The 17198-nt window shown below is 60.5% G+C and carries 17 protein-coding genes; 13 read left to right on the top strand and 4 right to left on the bottom strand.

The features are described 5' to 3' along the window. The first annotated feature begins 2 nt into the window (after positions 1 to 2). From ASU23_RS29260 to ASU23_RS29250, 3 genes are read left to right on the top strand one after another with little or no spacing between them, the layout of a single operon-like run. Entirely contained in the window at positions 3 to 995 is a 993-nt protein-coding gene (locus ASU23_RS29260) for a bifunctional MaoC family dehydratase N-terminal/OB-fold nucleic acid binding domain-containing protein (protein WP_058039245.1), read from the top strand. A gap of 2 nt (positions 996 to 997) precedes the next feature. Next, complete coding sequence (locus ASU23_RS29255) at positions 998 to 1438, top strand: MaoC family dehydratase (RefSeq protein ID WP_007734018.1); 441 nt, start codon at positions 998 to 1000, stop codon at positions 1436 to 1438. Continuing rightward, on the top strand, positions 1435 to 2604 hold the full coding sequence (locus tag ASU23_RS29250; RefSeq protein ID WP_003945661.1) for a lipid-transfer protein: 1170 nt from the start codon (positions 1435 to 1437) through the stop codon (positions 2602 to 2604). The genes ASU23_RS29255 and ASU23_RS29250 overlap by 4 nt, the downstream gene beginning before the upstream one ends. A 111-nt stretch (positions 2605 to 2715) precedes the next feature. Here ASU23_RS29250 and ASU23_RS29245 read toward each other — a convergent pair whose 3' ends face one another. Further along, positions 2716 to 4020: an HNH endonuclease signature motif containing protein gene (locus ASU23_RS29245; protein WP_058039244.1), complete on the bottom strand. Its 1305-nt coding sequence runs from the start codon at positions 4018 to 4020 to the stop codon at positions 2716 to 2718. A gap of 85 nt (positions 4021 to 4105) precedes the next feature. Between ASU23_RS29245 and ASU23_RS29240 the strand changes: the two genes are divergently transcribed. From ASU23_RS29240 to ASU23_RS29215, 6 genes are all read left to right on the top strand, one after another. Beyond that, positions 4106 to 4672, top strand: coding sequence for a GNAT family N-acetyltransferase (locus ASU23_RS29240; protein WP_047269633.1), 567 nt, complete (start codon positions 4106 to 4108; stop codon positions 4670 to 4672). Positions 4673 to 4703: 31 nt separating this feature from the next. Next, positions 4704 to 5705, top strand: a complete 1002-nt coding sequence (locus ASU23_RS29235; RefSeq protein ID WP_007734026.1) for an AraC family transcriptional regulator — start codon at positions 4704 to 4706, stop codon at positions 5703 to 5705. A gap of 134 nt (positions 5706 to 5839) precedes the next feature. Further along, entirely contained in the window at positions 5840 to 6250 is a 411-nt protein-coding gene (locus tag ASU23_RS29230; protein WP_047269632.1) for a VOC family protein, read from the top strand. A gap of 180 nt (positions 6251 to 6430) precedes the next feature. After that, a complete protein-coding gene (locus ASU23_RS29225) occupies positions 6431 to 7570 on the top strand; it encodes a serine hydrolase (RefSeq protein WP_216637138.1) in 1140 nt (379 codons plus the stop codon). Between the two features lie 103 nt (positions 7571 to 7673). After that, on the top strand, positions 7674 to 8522 hold the full coding sequence (locus ASU23_RS29220) for a mycofactocin-coupled SDR family oxidoreductase (protein ID WP_003945658.1): 849 nt from the start codon (positions 7674 to 7676) through the stop codon (positions 8520 to 8522). Beyond that, positions 8519 to 9979, top strand: a complete 1461-nt coding sequence (locus tag ASU23_RS29215) for an MFS transporter (protein WP_058039242.1) — start codon at positions 8519 to 8521, stop codon at positions 9977 to 9979. Before ASU23_RS29220 ends, ASU23_RS29215 begins: the two co-directional genes overlap by 4 nt. A 30-nt stretch (positions 9980 to 10009) precedes the next feature. Here ASU23_RS29215 and ASU23_RS29210 read toward each other — a convergent pair whose 3' ends face one another. Continuing rightward, complete coding sequence (locus tag ASU23_RS29210; RefSeq protein WP_007734046.1) at positions 10010 to 11572, bottom strand: glycoside hydrolase family 71 protein; 1563 nt, start codon at positions 11570 to 11572, stop codon at positions 10010 to 10012. A gap of 440 nt (positions 11573 to 12012) precedes the next feature. Here ASU23_RS29210 and ASU23_RS29205 point away from each other — a divergent pair, with 440 nt between their 5' ends. The 3 genes from ASU23_RS29205 to ASU23_RS29195 are packed head-to-tail and all read left to right on the top strand — an operon-like array spanning position 12013 to position 14426. Beyond that, on the top strand, positions 12013 to 12969 hold the full coding sequence (locus ASU23_RS29205; RefSeq protein ID WP_003945489.1) for a daunorubicin resistance protein DrrA family ABC transporter ATP-binding protein: 957 nt from the start codon (positions 12013 to 12015) through the stop codon (positions 12967 to 12969). After that, on the top strand, positions 12966 to 13766 hold the full coding sequence (locus ASU23_RS29200) for an ABC transporter permease (RefSeq protein WP_003945537.1): 801 nt from the start codon (positions 12966 to 12968) through the stop codon (positions 13764 to 13766). The genes ASU23_RS29205 and ASU23_RS29200 overlap by 4 nt, the downstream gene beginning before the upstream one ends. Positions 13767 to 13796: 30 nt before the next feature. Then, on the top strand, positions 13797 to 14426 hold the full coding sequence (locus ASU23_RS29195; protein WP_007734052.1) for a TetR/AcrR family transcriptional regulator: 630 nt from the start codon (positions 13797 to 13799) through the stop codon (positions 14424 to 14426). Here the strand turns inward: ASU23_RS29195 and ASU23_RS29190 are convergent. After that, entirely contained in the window at positions 14417 to 15211 is a 795-nt protein-coding gene (locus ASU23_RS29190; protein ID WP_058039241.1) for a putative protein N(5)-glutamine methyltransferase, read from the bottom strand. The genes ASU23_RS29195 and ASU23_RS29190 overlap by 10 nt on opposite strands. A gap of 209 nt (positions 15212 to 15420) precedes the next feature. On the opposite strand from ASU23_RS29190, the gene ASU23_RS29185 reads away from it, so the two are divergent. Continuing rightward, positions 15421 to 16581 carry a lipase family protein gene (locus ASU23_RS29185; protein ID WP_058039240.1) on the top strand — a complete coding sequence of 387 codons (1161 nt, stop codon included), beginning with the start codon at positions 15421 to 15423 and terminating at the stop codon, positions 16579 to 16581. Positions 16582 to 16591: 10 nt separating this feature from the next. On the opposite strand, the gene ASU23_RS29180 is transcribed toward ASU23_RS29185, so the two are convergent. After that, entirely contained in the window at positions 16592 to 17158 is a 567-nt protein-coding gene (locus ASU23_RS29180; RefSeq protein ID WP_007734055.1) for a TetR/AcrR family transcriptional regulator, read from the bottom strand. Between the last annotated feature and the right edge of the window lie 40 nt (positions 17159 to 17198).

The raw sequence follows: 17198 nt of genomic DNA, 5'->3' as shown, positions 1-17198 counted from the left end.
AAATCGTGTCAGATCCCATTCTCACTGCTGCCGAGCGGGTTCGAGAGGACGGGCCAAGCGCTCCTCGCGCCGGCCGGGACCCCGTGAACCTGCCGATGATCCGCAACTGGGTCGAGGCGATCGGTGACGAGAACCCGATCTACGTCGACGAATCGGCTGCCCGCGCCGCCGGACACGACGGAATAGTCGCACCGCCGGCGATGGCGCAGGTATGGACGATGCGCGGTCTGGGGGCAATTCGAGAAGCCGACGATCCGTTGGGCCGGATGACGGACATCCTCGACGAGGCCGGATTCACGTCCGTCGTCGCGACCAACTGCGATCAGATCTACCACCGCTACTTGAAGCCGGGTGAAGAAGTCACCATCTCCTCGGTGTTGGAAGACGTTGTGGGACCCAAGAAGACAGGTCTTGGTGAAGGATGGTTCTTCACTACTCGCAGCTTCTGGCGGGTCGGCGAAGAACTGGTCTCGGAGATGATGTTCCGGATCTTGAAGTTCGCGCCGCCAGTCAGCGAGAGTTCCTCCACTGACTTGCCTGCGGACCTGGACGCATCTCGAATGCTGCGTCCGACAGCATCCCTCGACACGCAGTTCTTCTGGGACGGTGTCGCCGCACACGAGTTACGTATTCAACTGCGTGCGGACGGGTCGGTACAGCACCCGCCGGTGCCCGCGATCTGGAAAGACAAGTCGGAGCAGACCGACTACGTGGTCGCGTCAGGTCGGGGAACGGTCTTCAGCTTTGTCGTTCACCACGCCCCCAAGGTTCCTGGTCGGTCGTTGCCGTTCGTCGTGGCCCTGGTCGAACTGCCCGAGGGTGTGCGGATGCTCGGCGAATTGCGCGGTATCGATCCGTCGAGTGTGTCGATCGGAATGGAGGTGGAGGCGATCTACCTCGACTTCCCCGGAGACGACGAGACCGGGGGAACTCCCTGGACTCTGTACGCCTGGCAGCCGGTTTCTGTGTCTGCGGTTTCTGCGGTGAAGGAGTGACGATGACTTCGACGACGGATATCACTGTGGGAGAGGTTCTTCCGCAGCTTTCGATTTACGGCGACCCGACGTTTGTGGTCTCGGCGGCGCTCGCTACCCGCGATTTTCAAGATGTTCACCACGACCGCGATCTCGCACAGAAACGCGGCTCGAAAGACATTTTCGTCAACATCCTCACCGACACCGGCTTGGTGCAGCGATTCGTGACCGATTGGGCCGGACCGCGGGCTGTACTCACGTCAATCAAACTCCGCCTCGGAGTCCCCTGGTACGCCTACGACACCTTGACGCTCTCCGGAACGGTGACCTCCTACGACGAGGATCTCGTATCGCTCGCGGTGGTCGGCAAGAACAGCCTGGGAGATCACATCACCGCACAGGTCACACTGGCATTTCCGGCGTCGGGCTCGAATGGAGACATTGAAAACGGAGACATTGAATGAGCGCATTGTCCGGCAAGGCAGCGATCGTCGGAATCGGAGCCACGGATTTCTCGAAGGACTCCGGTCGCAGTGAACTGCGACTGGCCGCCGAGGCTGTTCAAGCCGCGTTGGACGACGCCGGTCTGACACCCGCCGACGTCGACGGTCTTACCTCGTTCACCATGGACACCAACACCGAAGTGGCAGTAGCTCGTTCGGTGGGGATTCCGAACCTCAAGTTCTTCAGCCGCATTCACTACGGAGGCGGTGCCGCTGCGGCGACGATTCAGCAGGCCGCCATGGCTGTTGCCACCGGCGTCGCAGACGTCGTCGTCGCTTACCGCGCGTTCAACGAGCGATCGGGTGCGCGTTTCGGGCAGGTGAACTCCGGCCTTGTGGCGCAGGTCAATTCGTCGGGAACGGACAACGCCTTTTCCTATCCTCATGGATTGGGTACTCCCGCATCCTTTGTCGCGATGGTCGCGCAGCGATACATGCACGTATACGGAGCGTCCAGCGAGGACTTCGGTCGAATCGCCGTCGCCGACCGTAAGCATGCAGCCACCAATCCGAAGGCGTTCTTCTACGGGAAACCGATTACCCTCGAGGACCATCAGAACTCGCGATTCATCGCTGAACCTTTGCATCTCCTCGATTGCTGCCAGGAATCCGACGGCGGCATCGCGATCGTCGTCACCTCGGCAGAACGAGCCAAAGATCTGAAGAACACCCCCGCCGTTATCGCTGCCGCCGCACAGGGCAGCGGGGCAGATCAATACATCATGACCAGCTATTACCGCGACGGTTTGACCGGCTTACCGGAGATGGGCCTTGTCGGCGATCAGCTCTGGTCACAAAGTGGGCTGCGCCCGTCGGACATGCAGACGGCGATCTTCTACGACCACTTCACGCCCTATGTTCTGATGCAGCTCGAGGAACTCGGTTTCTGCGGTAGGGGAGAGGCCAAGGACTTCATCGCCGGTGGCGCAATCGAACTCGGAGGCAAGCTTCCGATCAACACCCATGGTGGACAGCTCGGCGAGGCATACATTCACGGGATGAACGGTATCGCCGAGGGTGTTCGGCAGATCCGCGGTACTTCGGTCAACCAGGTCGACTCCGTCGAGAATGTACTGGTGACTGCGGGAACGGGCGTTCCGACATCGGGGCTTGTGCTGACTCGCTGATTATCGTGGGCACAGCTTCATCAAGCGTCACGGCCGGTTGGCACCGCATCGGGGTCTCCTTCGATGCGGTGCTCGGTCCGTGTTCTGTTGTCGCCAAAGAGGTTTGACCTCTCAGGTTTTGAAGGTGGTGTTCGCCGGCCTGGGTTGCTGTCCGGGGTCGATCGAGGGTGGTGGGATGAACCAGGGTTTGTTGTCGGCGCCTATTCGGATTTCCCATTTCCCGACGAACCCGGATTTGCGGTGCATCAACCGGTGATGTGAACGGCACAGCAGGACCAGGTTGTTCATCACCGTCGGGCCACCGTTCGCCCAGTGCCGGATATGGTGCGCATCAGTCCAGGCGAGCACGCATGTGCAGCCCGGGAAGGCGCAGCCTTTGTCTCGGGCGATCAACGCGACGCGTTGTTCGGCGGTGACCAACCTCTTTCCTGGTTTCGCATCCAAGGGCGCGCCGTGATCGTCGAGCAGGACGGTGGAGAGGAAGCAGTCACACCCGAGGAGTCTGGTCTGCGATACGGACAGTGGTCCGAGCCAGGGCATGTGCCCGACATCAAGATCCGATACAGCCATTCCGTCATCAGAAGTGGAGGGTGTTGCGGCGCAGTCCCGGTGCTCGGCCAGATCCCGAGCATTGATGTGCACATTCACGTGTGGACGCTGCCCACCATCGGTACCGGTCTTGGCGCAGTCCAGATAGCGGCGGATCAGTTCGGTGAACCCGTCCGCCGTGCGTTTCGCCGCCGACCGAGCATCCGGCGTCCCATCCGGTGCCGGGGTCGGCATCGTCAGATTCGACAACGCCGACAACAGCATTTCACCGGTCAGGGCATCGAAATCGCCGCGCACCACCACTCGACCGTTCAATGTCGAGGCGATCCGCAACTCGTTGAGATCGACATCCTCGGCGGGCGGGATCTCATCCGATTCGAACAACCGCTCCAAGGTCGCGATCACGTTCCGCACTTTCGTCGTCGTCGCTTCCACACCCGACGCAGCTGCCAACAACAAATCGATGCACTTCGGTAGCGCCTCCTCCGGCATCCCCTTCGGCGGTGACTCACAGAACGCCACGATCAACACAGCATGATCGAACGAGCAATCCCCGCCATCGAACCGAGCCGCCACCGCCGGAAACGGCCGCAAAGCTGCACCCAACGCGGCGATCTTCTTCCCGTCCCGAACCTGCAGCATCGTGTTAGCCGCCAACCAGGACCCCACACCGCGACTGGCAATCACCTGATCATCCGGGCGCAACGACAACTCGTCCACCACCGCCACACGCACAGCTTCGAGACGAAGAATCTCCGCACTCGCTTCGACAGCAGCAGCGCGCAACTCGGCAGCAGACAACCGCCACAGACGTCCGCAAAACCCCACCGCAGAACCAGACACCACGTCCGACAACAAGACGCTCATTGAATCCCCCGATCCCCTCCCCAAATCATACTCGAACATGCGTTCGAGTCAAGAGGTGCTTTTGGGCTCGCTCTAGGATCGCTGGATGTTCACGTTGACTACGGAACGCCTTGTTCTTCGAGATTTCACTGCCGCGGATGAAGGTGCCGTCCATCAGTACGCGTCCGACCCTGCCGTCTGTAGATATGTTGATTGGGGGCCGAACACCCCCGCGGTGACCAGGGCATTCCTGGCTGACGCGGCACTCGAAGCTGCGCTCGTCGAACGTCGCACGTTCACCCTGGCCATCACGTCGAAGGCCGATGGAGCGGTCATCGGTTCGGTAGCTGTGTGGGAAGTATCCGCCGCGCACCGGCGGGCGGAACTCGGTTTTGTCGTGAACCCGAAGTTCCAAGGGCGAGGCTATGCGTCGGAGGCGGGGCGCGCGGTTCTGGAATTCGCCTTTGCTCGCTTCGGAGCGCAGCGAGTGCAAGCAACGTGTCGTCCCGAGAACTCGGCGTCGGCGTCGGTGCTCACCAAAATCGGAATGGAGGAGGAGGGGCGAATGAGGGCACACATGGTGATCCGGGGGACCGCGGTGGATTCGCTGCTTTTTGCTGCAACACGACCCGCCGCCGTACAGCCAGAGATCACGTCAGCTCACTTCGCGTGACCTTCCCGGGCCCTGGTGCGATACTCGAACCATGTTCGAGGATGCCTTGCTCATCGACGCGGCCGGCCGGCCCACTATGCAGCATCACCAGGCCTTTTCTCGGGACTGGGACCGCATCAAGGAGTGGTCCGACAACATCTACATGCCGTATACGGTCACGCCGATCGGAAGTCGGTTGAAGCCGGCTTCGGACATGTACTCCGCGGCAGTCGGCAAGATCGACGTCACCAGATTCTGTTACGGGATTCCGGTCTCCGTCGGTGAATGTTCGCCTGAGGCCGGAAACATTCTGGTTCTGACGACTATCAGAGGCAACGGTCGACATGCCCTCGGCGGAGGAACTGCGGTGAATACTGCCGTGGGGGAGACCTTTGTCGCCGACTGTAGCCGGACCGACTACTTCGTCGAATTCGACGAAGATCATTTGCAGCTGAATCTCACTGTGCCGCATCAGCTTGTCGCCGATCACGCCATGCAATGGTTCGGGTCGGTTCCCGACGACCGTCTGTGGCGGCACAAGTGCACCATTGGCGGGCGGGGCTCGAGTTGGCTGGCATTGATGGACTACGTCGTTCGCGCAATTGCAGAGTCGCCTGAGGCGATGTCGAGCGAAAGGCTGGGTGCCAGGGTTCAAGAACTCATCGCGGCTCAGCTTCTCGACGAGTGGGCGACGCAGGCCGGGCTGCAACTCGGCGTCGACGTCGCCTCCGCCGAACCTGCCTACGTGCGATCGGCAGAGGAGTACATCGATACGTTTGCTCGCTCGGTGCCGACGGCATCGGAGATCGCGGCTGCGGTGGGTGTCAGTGTCCGGGCGCTCACTGCGGGATTTCGGCGGTACCGAGACACCACGCCGGGGCAACGATTGCGCGCGCGTCGGTTGGAGGGTGTACGCGGCGAACTGTTGCGTTCCGACGGGAGAACCGTCTCCGAAATCGCCAACGCCTGGGGCTACGTCAATCTGGGTATGTTTGCGGCCACATACCGGAAACGGTTCGGAGAGTTGCCTTCCGAGACCCGGAATCGACTCTGAGGACAGTTGTTTGAACGGTCATGACGATCGTTTTACGCACTCGATGAACTGCCGTGATCCGTTGTTTCGTGTCGGAGCGTTCTGCAAGGATTGAAATCGAACGTGACAGCAATCCCACGAGCTAGGAGTACGTCATGGCAACTCGACTCAATCCGTACATCAGCTTCAACGGCAATGCCCGTGAGGCGTTGGAGTTCTACAAAGAAATCTTTGGTGGCACGCTGGCGCTGAGCACGTTCGGTGAGTTCGGCAATCCCGGTGAAGGCGGCGACAAGATCATGCACGGAATGCTCGAAACCGATCAGGGATACACCCTGATGGGTGCCGACACTCCGCCCGGCATGCCGTACAACCCCGGCGACAACATCACGGTCAGCCTCAGCGGCGACGACGGCGACGTGCTGCGCGGGTACTGGGAGCAACTGTCGGGAACAGGTACGGTCAGCGTTCCGCTCGAGAAGCAGATGTGGGGCGACGAATTCGGCGCCTGTACAGACAAATTCGGCATTTCCTGGCTGGTGAATATCGGAGCGCCCCAGAGCTGACTCCAAGCTCTGCCCGGTTCTGCCGAAACGAGACAGTTTTCCTGCCGTTTCGAGGCAGAACCGGGTATGTGATCGCCGTTACATTCTGTTCGACAAGACAAGTTGCAAGTCGGATGGAGAAATGCAGTGACGATCGAAGATATTGCGCGGAAGCCCCTTTCGAAGCAGCACCTCGACGACGTGCTGGCGCGAGCAACTCAGCGGGCTGACCGAGTCCCGGGTGTCGTCGCGATGATCACGGATCGAGAAGGCAACATCTACGAGGGTGCAGCCGGTGAGCGGGCTCTCGGTCACGGCGAACCGATGACCCTCGATACAACCTTTGCGCTCTTCTCCACCACCAAGGCGATTACCGGTACCGCTGTCCTGCAATGTGTGGAGGAGGGGTTGCTCGATCTCGATGCACCTGCAGCGACCTATGTTCCCGACATCGGTGAGCTGAAGGTCCTGGACGGTTTCGACGCCGGCGGAAACCCCGTTCTTCGGGAACCCAAGCGTGACATCACCACTCGCATGCTGCTCCTTCACACTGCAGGGTTCGGCTACGACTTCTTCAACGAGTCGTACAACCGGCTCTCGCAGGAACATGGGCAGCCCAGCGTGATCACGTGTAGCAAAGCGGCGCTCACGACACCGCTGCTCTTCGACCCGGGTGAGAAGTGGGAGTACGGCACCAACATCGACTGGGCCGGACAGGTCGTCGAGTCGATTCGAGGTCGTCGACTCGGCGATGTCATGCGTGAGCGCATCTTCGAACCTCTCGAGATGACGGATACGGCATTCACGATGAGCCCGTCGATGAAGGATCGACTTGCGCCGATCCATCAGCGTGAGAGCGACGGAAGCCTCACTCCGCTCATCGGATTCGAGCTTCCGGCCGAACCCGAGGTGCACATGGGTGGTCACGGTTTGCACGGCACTGTCGGCGACTACATGAAGTTCATCCGTATGTGGCTCAACGACGGCGCGGGCACATCCGGTCGCGTGTTGTCGCCGGAGACGGTAGCTGCAGCCGTTCAGAACGGGCTCGAAGGCCAGCACGTGGGGTTGTTGCCCGGAGTTCTCCCGACACTGTCCAACGATGCGGAATTCTTCCCCGGTGTACCCAAGGGATGGGCATACTCCTTCATGACAAATGAAGAGGTGGCACCCACCGGTAGGCCGGCCGGATCGCTGGCTTGGGCGGGTCTTGCCAACCTCTATTACTGGATCGACCGGAAGACCGGCGTCGGCGGGTTCTGGGCAACGCAGATTCTGCCGTTCGCGGACGCTGGATCCATCAACGGATACCTGGAATTCGAGACCGCCGTTTACCAGTGATCGGCTGGATTCCCGCTGTCCGGGATCGACTGTTTCTTTCGGGCGGGTTCGGAGTACGCATGCAGTACAGCGCACGCTTGCATACGACGAACTAGGAGACGGCATGAACAGCCTCGAAGGCAGCTTCGAAGGAAAAGTTGCACTGATCACCGGCGCCGCACGCGGTCAGGGGCGCGCCCACGCTGTCGCATTCGCGGAGCGTGGCGCGGACATCGTGATCTGCGACCGGTGCGAGAACAGTGATGTCGTCGCCTACCCCCTCGCAAACGAGGAGGATCTGAAGGAAACCGTTCGTTTGGTGGAAGCCACCGGTCGTCGGTGCATTGCCGTCAAGGCAGACACTGCTGATCGCGACGCAATGGACGCGCTCGTTGCCCGCGCTGAAGCCGAGTTCGGCCGTGTCGACATCGCCGTCGCGAATGCCGGTGTGTCCGTGCCCGCTCCGATCACGTCGATGACGTCGGCGCAGTGGAACGAAGTCATCTCGTCGAACCTGACCGGTGTGTTCAACACCGTTGCGGCCGTGTCAGGTGGAATGGCGGAACGTGGTTACGGTCGCATCATCACGATTTCCTCGATGATGGGTCGCTCCGGTGGCACCCAGATGGCTGCGTACGGCGCCTCCAAGTGGGGCGTCATCGGTTTGACGAAGAGTGTGTCGCTCGAACTGGCAAACTCGGGTGTGACCGTGAATGCTATTGCACCGGGCAACATCTCGACGCCGATGATTCACAACGACATGATGTACGCGATGATGCGGCCTGACCTCGAATCGCCGACGGCAGACGACGTCGAACCCGTGTACGCGACTCTGCATGCGCAGCCGGTCGGTTGGCTGGATCCCTTCGAGATCACGCGAGTAGTCCTGTTCCTCGCCGCCGACGCGAGTGCCCACATGAGTGGCATCGTGGTTCCTGTCGACGCCGGAGTCGCCGCTCGCTCGAACGCTTGACGGACAAGACCGTTCGCGCGAAAGCGCGGACCGGGTGGGTCGTCGGCGTCCTGAGTCTGAGCGGCGTGGTGGTCGCGCTGCAACAGACCTTGGTGGTGCCGGTGCTGCCCGAGTTCGCGACGGCATCGGGAGTATCGTCGGCCACCGCTTCGTGGCTGGTGACCTCGACATTGCTGACCGGTGCCGTCGCGACCCCTCTCATCGGCAGACTCGCCGACATGTTCGGAAAGCGCGCGATGATGCTCGTCTGCCTTGCCGTGATGATCGTCGGCTGCATGGTTGCTGCGCTCAGCCAGAGTTTCTGGTTACTGATCCTCGGACGCTCGTTGCAGGGGTTCGCGACGGCACTTCTGCCCGTCGGAATCAGCATCATGCGCGATGTCCTTCCTCCGGAAAAGCTCAGTGGTGCAGTAGCTCTCATGAGTGCGACGTTGGGGATCGGCGGCATGTTCGGTATGCCGATGGCGGGGGTGATCTCGGCGCACTGGGGGCTACCCGCGCTTTTCTGGGTCACCGGTGGATTCGGGGTCGTACTGATAGTCGTCTTGCCTCTGGTGGTGCCGGAATCGGCTGTGAAGAGTCGCGGACGCTTCGACTTTCTGGGAGCCACAGTCCTCACGCTCGCTATGACTGCACTGCTGCTGGCCGTTTCGAAAGGAACCGAATGGGGCTGGGCAAGCCCCGAGGTTCTGGTTCTGATCGCGTCCGGCGTGGTCTTGCTCTGTGGATGGATTCCGTGGGAACTGCACACGCCGGCACCGCTGGTCGATCTGCGGACTTCCCTTCGCGCTCCGATTCTGGTTTCGAACGTCTGCGCAGTATTACTCGGTTTTGCCATGTTCATCAGCGCGTTGGCGGCAACGCAGGAACTTCAGTTGCCCCTGGCGTCGGCGGACGGTCTCGGACTCTCGGCTGCCGAAGCCGGACTGGCGATGATGCCGGGCGGAGTCCTGATGATCGGATTGGCGCCGGTGTCGTCGAAGGTGACGAGGCGATGGGGAGCGAAGGCCACGTTGGCCTCAGGAGCGATCGTCATCGCAATCGGATACGTCTTGCGTGTGCTGTTGACGCCGACGCTGGTCAATATCGTGATCGGCGCTGCCTTGGTATCGGCCGGTGTGGCATTTTCCCTGGCAGCCATGCCGACTCTGATCACCGAATCTGCGCCGATCCATCAGACTGCCTCGGCCAACGGATTCAACAGCCTGCTCCGTTCGGTCGGTACCTCCACCGGAAGCGCCGTTGCGGCAGCGGTATTGGCCGGTTCGACGGTGGTGATCGGTGCGAGCACTGTGCCGACCCTGCATTCGTTCGCGGTTTTGTACTGGATCGGAGCGGGCGTATCGGCACTGGCGGCCGCGGTGACCTTGGCAGTGAGGGTGGAGCGGACGGGGGCGGTATCGCGGCCCGAGTTACCAATTGCAGCCGAAACCGATGGCGCAACGAAGATCGGGTGAGTCGACGGACTCACCCGATCTTCGTCACCGTTATCTCCGACTGGAATCGACCAGGTACTCGAGATTCTGGTTGTACGGTGTGGCCGTCACCGCCGCGTGCGAACTCACCCGAGACACCTCGGTAGTGCCGCGAACGACAGAGGCCTTGATGGAACCTACTTTCAACGGGGCGATGCAGCTGCTCATCCCGGCCGGGGCATTGCAGGTGGTAATCGTGGTTCCCACCGTCACTTTGACGACTGCGGGAGCGGTCAAGAAGGTGAGAACCTCGACGGTATCGCGAGCGGGGGATGACCATTGGCGCAGTGTCATAGGGGCAGCAGAGCGATTGACGGGGACCGCGGAGACCGACTGATTGCGATAGACGAGATACGCGGTGTCGCGAACAATCGCGGGTGAGGCGCCGGAGCGGAAGCTGTACAGCCCGTAGGAACTCATGTCGAGTAACGCGCGCCCATGACCGGCGCTGGGTGCGAACGACGTTCCCTCGCTGTAGTCGTTCCAGGTGACGAGCTGTACCCATTCACTGTTGGACGCAATCGCAATCTGCCACATGTTCTGCAGATTCTGTGAATTCTGTGCCTCGTCGTAGATCGACTGACTCGGACGAACATCTTGGAAGGCGACTGGCTGCATCCATATCTTTCCCAAGGAGTGAGCGGCAGCAGCAAGCCCCATCGGAGAGTTCGGGTTCGATCCCGAGAGCGGATTTCCTGCCGGATTTCGGTTACCCCAATTCGACATCCCGTAGCTGATCGATGCAAAAGAATTCCGGTTGGCTGCTGCGTCGAGGAAAACCGGAACAAATGCCACATTTATTCCGTAAGAATTTTTCATAATAGTGATGAACTCCGACCACCAGCCCGCAGTCTTGTTTTCGGCAAGAAATGGCGAGATCACTAGTCGTCCGTCGCTCAATTTGAACGATGATGCCATGGTCGAATACGGTTTCATCTCTGCTGCCATTTGAGCTGCGGTCATGTTTTTGAACGCGCCGTTCATATCAGGCATGAGCATGATCTTGAAATTCGGATCGACTGCTGCGGCCGCTTTGATCAGGGCTGTGGGCACGGTGGAACCCCACCAACTGGTGTCGGTTGCCTTGGCGATGATGTCGACGGAGAATCCGTCGATGCCCGCGGCGATTGCCGAACGAACTTCGTTTTCGAGGTCGCGTTGGCGCCACTGCGTATCGGCGATGGGTTGCCGCGGTGTCGGCCGATCGCGGAGGAATCCTCCGTAGCGAACGTGTTTGTTGTTCTCGCCGTTGACCGTAAGATATTGTGTCGCATAGTAATCGCCAGACGGATTCGCATTGTCGATCGAAACCGGATAGGGCGGGAAGTAGTGAGCGAAAACCAACTTTCCGTTCAGTGCCGACTTGGGTGGAATGTCGAAGGGCAGCGCTGCAGATTCAGGATTCGCCGAGAACGAGGCCGGCGTGTACGTCGAGGCGGAGCGTGGTTGTGTGTTGTACGCGGCGATCAGTGCGGCCGCGACAATCACGGCCAGGGTGAAGCAGATGGTCTCGAAGGAATATTTCGCCGTTTTTCGGATCCACGGAGTTCGGATGTATCGAGTTCTGATACTCATGGCACAGTCAGCCTTTCTCGATCCCCCGAAGTGTGAGTCTTCCCCGCGTGCACTGAATCGGTGATTCAATTCTTTTCGGCCTCTGTCTGATTTGTAATTCGAGATTCGACACCATAAGTCAACTGTCACCGGCCCGAGTGTCACTTGCTGTACGAGTGTAACGCTGCCGCGTTCATCATGAATACCTGAAAGCGGTCTTTGTTCAAGAATTTCGGGTTTTTCTTTCCTGTATATATCCGTCGAAAGGTCGGTGAAATTTATCGGCTGTATTGGACAGGACTGGGACGTGTGGTCTGTTCCGTACCTCGTGGCCGAAAGGCACCGGCGAAACCAGGGAGGTGATTGCAGCCGGGCAACTGACGAAATTTCCTGGAATGTGTCGGCCTCCTGGGTCACACTGGGGAACGGACTACCGACGGATTACCGATGCGGGAGGGCTCATGACCGAAGCGATTGTGGCCGAGGGGCTGGTCAAGAAGTACGGCGACGTCACGGCATTGGACGGCATCGACCTGGAAGTGCGCGAGGGTTCGGTGATGGCTCTATTGGGCCCCAACGGCGCCGGAAAAACCACTGCGGTAAGGATATTCACGACGCTGCTCATTCCGGACGGTGGACGCGCCAAGGTTGCCGGGCTGGACGTGGTCGAGGATGCGCGGGCGTTGCGATCCAAGATCGGTGCTTCGGGTCAGTACGCCGCGGTCGACGAGTACCTGACGGGCTATGAGAACTTGGACATGGTCGGGAGGCTGTATCACCTCGGCGCCCGAAGCAGTAAGGCCCGAGCGCGTGAATTGCTCGAGCAGTTCGATCTCGTCGAGGCTGGAGATCGGCCGGTCAAGGGCTATTCCGGCGGAATGCGGCGACGTCTCGATCTCGCCGGCGCATTGGTTGCTCGGCCGCAGGTGTTGTTTCTCGACGAGCCGACCACCGGCCTCGATCCTCGGGCGCGACTCGGTCTCTGGGACGTCATCGAAGGGTTGGTGGCTCAGGGGACCACGCTGTTGCTCACGACGCAATACATGGAGGAAGCCGAGAGGTTGGCCGACCAGATCGCCGTCATCGACCGCGGCTCGGTCATCGCGCGCGGTACTGCAGACCAGTTGAAGGCGCGGGTCGGGGGTGAGCGCATCGAATTGAGCGTGCACGAGGTCGAACATCTCGACATCGTCCGCGAGGAATTGCGCTCGCTTGCCGTGGGGGACATTCAGGTTCAAGAGAATGTCCGTCGCGTCACCGTTCCTGTCGACGACGGTACCGATGCGTTGGTCGCAGCGCTGAATCTCCTGTCGGCACGAGGCATCCGGGTGTTCGACGTCGGCTTGCGCAGACCCACTCTCGACGATGTCTTTCTCACACTGACCGGGCATCAGGCTGAACTGGAGGATCAGAAATGACCGTGCAGATGGCGCTCGAAGACGGTTTGACCATCGCCAGGCGAAACTTGATCAAGATCAAGCGCGTTCCGGATCTGCTGGTGTTCACCACTTTGTCGCCGATCATGTTCGTGCTCTTGTTCGCGTATGTGTTCGGCAGTGCGATCTCCGTCCCGGGCACGTCGTATCGAGAATTCCTGATCGCCGGAATCTTCACGCAGACGGTCATATTCGGTGCTACCTGGACTGGTTTGGGGATGGTCGAAGACATTCAGAAAGGAATCATCGACAGATTTCGATCGCTGCCCATGGCTCCGTCTGCCGTGCTGACCGGCCGAACATCGAGTGACGTGTTGATCAACGTCATCAGTTTGGTGGTCATGTCGTTGACCGGTCTTCTGGTCGGGTGGCGGATTCACTCCAGTTTCCTCGAAGCGGTGGCGGGTTATGCGCTGCTTCTGTTCTTCGCGTACGCGTTGTCGTGGGTCATGGCTGTTGTCGGGCTTTGGATCCGGACACCGGAGGTATTCAACAACGCGAGCTTCATCGTCATCTTTCCGCTGTCGTTCATCGCGAACACTTTTGTCGAGACCACCAATCTTCCCGGCCCGCTCAAAGTGATCGCCGAATGGAATCCGGTGTCGGCGGTTACCCAGGCGGTGCGTGAATTGTTCGGCAATACCAATCCTGCGATGACGGTTCCGGATGCGTGGCCATTGCAGAATCCGGTCATCGCGTCGTTGTTGTGGACTTTCGGTTTGCTGATCGTCTTCGTGCCGTTCGCTATTCGTCGGTATCAGAAGGCAGTCAGCCGCTGACCTGGTGATTCCGGCCGGTAGGGTGGATATGTGCCGGAGCCCGAACGCATCGACAAACGCAGCCTGAGATACGCCGGGCGACGTGAGGAGTTGCTCGACGCGCTGACCCGCTACGTCATCGACAACGGTGTCGGGGAATTGACGGTGAGGCAGCTCGCCAAGGCCGTGGGTGTGTCGCATGCGTCGTTGCTCAACCATTTCGAGAGCAAGGAGAATCTGCTCTCCGAGGTCATCGAGAACATGCGTGGTGAGTCCATTCCGATTGCGGTGCCGATGAAACCGGGGGTCGATCCGGCGACAGTGCTGACTGCGTGGTGGACCGAACGTACGACGCCGGAGGTCCTGCCGCGGTTCCGGGTGATGGTCGAGATCTACGCCCTCGCGCTCGGCGACCGCGACCGCTACGGACGGTTCCTGGACCGTTTTGTGGGCGATTGGATCGAGGCACTGGAAGCCGGTCTACGACAAGCGGGTTGCCCCGAGGACGATGTTGCCTCTGTCGCTACTCTGTTGCTCTCGCAAATGCGGGGTCTGTCGATGGATCTTCTGGCCACCGGGGACCGGGCCCGCGTCGATCGCGCGTTCGGGCTTTTTGTCGACGGCTTTGCCGCCCGCGCTCGGGAGTGGTCCACGCCAGGATCCGATCGCCTTCAACGCTGACCGATCACCACGGTCGACGCGGTCTCGCTGTAGGTTGCCACCCGAGTGAGAAACCCTCCCCGAGTGAATGTTTCAACAGTCATTTCGACCTGCTCCGTACTCGTCTCGACGAGAAGACAGCCACCCGGTCGTAGCCACGGCGCGGCGTCCGCGATGATGCGACGCTGCAGTTCCAGTCCGTCGGTACCGCCGTCCAACGAGACCAGCGGTTCGTGAAGACGGGCTTCGGGCGGCATCAGCCTGATCGATTCGGTGGGGACGTAAGGTGCATTGGCGACGACGACATCCACGCGACCGAGTAATTTCGTCGGCAGTGGTTCGAATAAATCGCCTTCGAGTACACGCTCGGGCGGTGTGATGTTTCGGCGAGCGCACCGCACTGCGGCCGGTTCCACGTCTACCGCGTACAAATCGACGGCGTCGAGCGTCGACTGCAGGACAGCACCGACAGCTCCTGAGCCGCAACACATGTCGACGACGACGCTTCCTGGGGTGACAAGTGAGCAGGCCTGCCAGGCGAGGAACTCGGTGCGCCGGCGTGGGACGAAGACTCCGGAGTCGATGTGAATGCGTAAGCCGCAGAACTCGGCCCATCCGAGGACGGGCTCGAGTGGTTCGCCGGCAACTCGTCGGTCGACCATCGCGTCGAGTTCATCGCGAGAGCGTGCGGTGTGAAGAAGTAGGCGAGCCTCGTCTTCGGCGAAGACGCAACCTGCTGCTCGGAGGATCGCGGCCACCGACTTCTGCTGCGAAGCAGGGAAGGTCGGGAGATCAGGTGCTGACATGAGAGAGCCTTTCGGCCTCCTGATCTCGCGGGGGACCTGCACGTATCGAACACCGCCACCCTACCCGAGCAGGCGTGTCACGACGGTCGATGCGGAGCGGAAATTTAGGTTGACCAAATGGTAAGGCTGTTCTATGGTCTGAACTCGATCAGCTGATGTGGGGTCGATCACCACATATGCACCGTCACCGCAATCGGTAGGAGAAGTACGTGAGTAAGCGACTGTGTAGGACGCTCGTCGGACTGAGTGCGAGTGCGTTGGTGGCGTTGACAGTTGCGGCGCCGGCCGGAGCGGAACCGAACGATGCTCCGGGTGCTGTCGTGAGTCAGGAGTTGCTCGGTCCCGACCGGGTGACCCCGGGTGCCGTGAGCGCAACGAAGGTGACGTACTGGTCGACGGGCCCGAAGGATGCGCCGATGACGAGTACCGGTGTGGTGTATCGCCCAGAGGGAGCTCCGCCCGAGGGTGGTTGGCCGGTCATCTCCTACGCGCACGGGACGGTGGGTGTCGCGGATCAGTGTGCGCCGAGCAGCAGTGTTCCACTCGAACGGACCGCGACGCATCTGGGTCACTGGCTGGAGCAGGGATACGCGGTCGTGACCACCGACTACGTGGGGCTCGGAACACCCGGTGTTCACCCGTATCTCGACGGTCGTTCCGCTGCACACAGCGTTGTGGACATGGTGCGTGCCGCTCGTGCGGTCGACGACGACCTGTCGAGCGCATGGGTTGCGATGGGGCAGTCGCAGGGCGGGCAGGCGACTATGTTCACCGCTTCGCTTGCCACTGCTTACGCGCCGGAGTTGGACTACCGCGGCGCTGTCGCCACTGGCGTCCCCTCGAACATCGAGAATCTTCTACCGCTCGGTGGTCCGGCTTTTCCGGCGCTTCCGCTCAAGGGTACGACGGTCTACATCGCGAACGTTCTTGACGGACTGCGTGCTTCGCGGCCGGATATCGACATCGACTCGTATCTGACCCCGCTCGGCAAGACCATCCTCGATGACGTCGAGAACAACATGTGCTACACCGAGGCGCGCACGAAGTACGGAACCGTCACACTCGGGCAGGTGCTGACGAAGTCGCTGGACAATCCAGTATTCATGGAGGCTGCGCGTGACCTGCTCACTGTGCCGACCGCAGGATACGACCGCCCGTTCTTCATCGGTCAGGGGTTGTCGGACATCGATGTTCCGGCACCGCTGACACTGAAGTTCGCGGCCGACCTTACTGCCAACGGTGTCGACTTTGCATTCCATACCTATCCCACTGATCATCTGGGAACCGTTCCGGCTTCGGTTCCAGACAGCACCCCGTTTGTCGCGGCACTGTTCTCTGGTCAACGGCCCTGCACCGGAAGCCTCTGCTGACCAACATCTTTCAGGCGGCACCAACTCCGCGCAGATAGATGTCGATCGGGATCCGAAGTTGCCGAACGGTTTCGGAGGAGCGGGGATCTCGGCTACGCGCTCCGAGGCAGTAGTCGAAGATCAAGCCCTCCAGAAGGCTCAGAAAATTTTCGGCGGCGACGTCAGGATCGTCAACGCCAATGATGTCGAAGACAGGCCTTGCCTTCTCCCGTGAAAACAGGCTGTCTTCGAGGAGTTGGTGCAATGCCGAATCTCGGGGAGTTTCCAAGAGCAGTGCATATCTCGCGATCAATTCGTGTCTGCGGTGCGAAAGAAGATCATCGAGATACTCGGCCGTCAGGGCAGCAGGATCGCTGGGCCTCTCGCGGAGTTCGTCGAATATCGAACGTGACCGGTGCACGATGTGCAATGCGGTTGCTTCGAGTAGTGCCTCGCGAGTGCGGAAATAGTACGACGTCGAACCGGCAGGAAGTTCCAGGGACTGATCAACCGCCCGATGGGTGAGTGCACGCGGGCCCTGCTCGGCGATGATCGTGACGGCGGATGCCGCAATGAGGGCTCTGCGATCGGGCTTCATGCCGTTCCTTGATGTCGATGTTGCATGCTGCCGGAGTTGA

The organism is Rhodococcus sp. KB6, assembly GCF_001445685.1.
Taxonomy (GTDB): domain Bacteria; phylum Actinomycetota; class Actinomycetes; order Mycobacteriales; family Mycobacteriaceae; genus Rhodococcus_F; species Rhodococcus_F qingshengii.
Note: the sequence above shows the minus strand (reverse complement) of the source record. Positions and strands in the feature narration are given on the sequence as shown.